A 2316-nucleotide genomic window follows, 5' to 3' on the forward strand; every position below is an offset into this window, starting at 1 on the left:
CGTTTAAGGCTTCATCTAATATACTTAATGTAATATCTACATTAAATTCTCCACTTGATTTTGCTGCAGATACTTCATATTCTTTATCCTGCATATCTACTTGTATGTTACCTTCGTATTTATCTGATATCAGATTATAAAGTTTTATTTTACTTATAATTTTTTCTGCTGATTGATGAGTAATGTGGAATATATTTGCATTATTACTTAATCTGCCAGATAAATTATTATTTTCTTCTGCACTGAATAATAATATATTTTTTTCATTCTGGCTTTCTTCACTAGAAATGTTTTCTGCCTTAAAGGTATCTTTTAAAAGTTCTGGAATATATTTGCCATCTTTTATACTGTATAACATTATATTAGTTTGAGCTGATGATTTATCATCTAATCTAAAAGAATATGTATAACCTGCCTGTATCCCTATTGTAAAGTGAACATTTGGGCATTTAGACTGGAGATAGGATATATCGTTGACTATATCTAATGTGCTGTTTAAAAACAGAAATACATTACATTTTTCCTGCAAAGATGAATATTTAAGCTCCATTAGTGATATAAACTTTTCTTTATTTATACATTCTACTACATATATATTTTCTAATAAAAATAATTCTTCACTGCCCTTTTTAGCTTTTAATTCTTCTCCAAAACTTTCTTTTATAAGCTGAGTAAAAATTGAAAAAATAGTATCGTATGGTGCAAAATCAATAATATTATCTAAAAATTTATTCTCCAAAAATGATGTATCTATGAAATAATTTTCTATACTATCTGTTTTTAAAAGTGAATCAAATATTATTTTATATTCATTACCTTTATGAAAACATACTGTATTATCATCTTTTGCTATTTCATCTATATTGTTTTCTGGAAGATTTTTCATATAATCTAAATATGATGTATAACTATCTTTATTTTGTGGATAGTTTAAATATGCAAATATATCATTAATTACTGCTGGTATATCTGCTTGTGCTGCATTATCTTTTCGTGGCTCCAACAAACCAAAAATCACTGAATCATGCAGCCTTCTTAATGATTTATCTGATAATACAGCCATTTTATATCTTAATGCAAACCATATTAAAAAACGGCTTTTCTCTATCCCTGAATAAAATATATTGTTAAGTAATTTTAAACTACCTTGCTGATAAGATAATGAAAGCAGAGAAATAAAAAGATTAGTATTTTTTATCTGCTCTGCATTAAATATTTTACCAGAACCTGCTAAATATTTATCAATAATGTTTAAATATTTTAGTTTACCTGCATGATAAATTGCTTCTGCTTCTTCACTGCTTAATGAAAATGAAAAATTACTTACTGGTATTTTTTCTACACCATCTTTCTTATTATACTCATCAATTAAATTTTGAACCTGTTGATTAAGTTCTTCCATTTTTGGAAATTTTTTACCTGCTGTAACATTATATTTATTTTTATGAGCCAAAATTAATTGCAATATTTTATTTACACTTCGGACTGTTATCTTCTGCCTGCTTTCCTCTTTGCTGATAATTGTTCTTGAATATTTTTTTAAAAATTTATCATATTTACCGCTTCCATAATAAATTGGATTTGAATAATATGTATCTAACTGCTCCAATGGCTTTAAATCACCAAACTTACATAATAATAATATCGTAATCCATTCAGGATTATTATATACATTAAAACCTATACCAATAGTTGCAGCACTTACTGAATCTAAAAAAAGCTCATAATCTTTTTCTTCAGGTGCTTCACAATGTTTGATATATTGTTTTTCTAATTCCTGATATTTTTCTTCTGAAAGTTTTGTATATATTCCCATTACTTACACCACCCGTATGTGCTTAAAAAAGATAATAAGATTAACTGTATCCCTGCATACTTGTAATAAAGACTTGGAACTGCTAAATTTTTAGTTACAGTAGTTAAATTATCACCCATAGGCGATATTCTATCCCAGTCATAACCATGCAGTTTTCTATAAATATAAAATGCAGGTGTTGTTACATGAAAATTATGTGTATAATAAAACCTTGTAGCAAGTATTGATTCTGTTTCTTCAAAGCTGTATGTTTCTATTTCTTCTATTATATTGCCGTTTTCATCACCTACTAATAATGCAGAATGTCTTTCTGGTGGGCGTGGTTCATAAATATAAAATGAATACTTATATATACCAGATTCTCCATCATATATACTATTATTACCATCTTTATTTGCCTTTGCCTGTTCTATGGACCTGCCGCAGATTTCCCAAAGTTCATCATACACTATACCAAGTTTAGGATTATAATAATCATTTTGAAAATTATAGTTTCTTTC

The 2316-nt window shown here is 27.1% G+C and carries 2 protein-coding genes; both read right to left on the bottom strand.

The window, feature by feature from the left end; genetic code table 11:
• The coding region (locus Q1X91_RS15455; RefSeq protein ID WP_300759483.1) for a hypothetical protein at positions 1-1816 on the bottom strand (1816 nt) is incomplete at its 3' end.
• On the bottom strand, positions 1816-2316 hold a 501-nt coding region (locus tag Q1X91_RS15460), incomplete at its 5' end, for a hypothetical protein (RefSeq protein WP_300759485.1). The genes Q1X91_RS15455 and Q1X91_RS15460, both read right to left, overlap by 1 nt.

Source organism: uncultured Brachyspira sp. (genome assembly GCF_949287625.1).
In the GTDB taxonomy this organism is placed as follows: domain Bacteria; phylum Spirochaetota; class Brachyspiria; order Brachyspirales; family Brachyspiraceae; genus Brachyspira.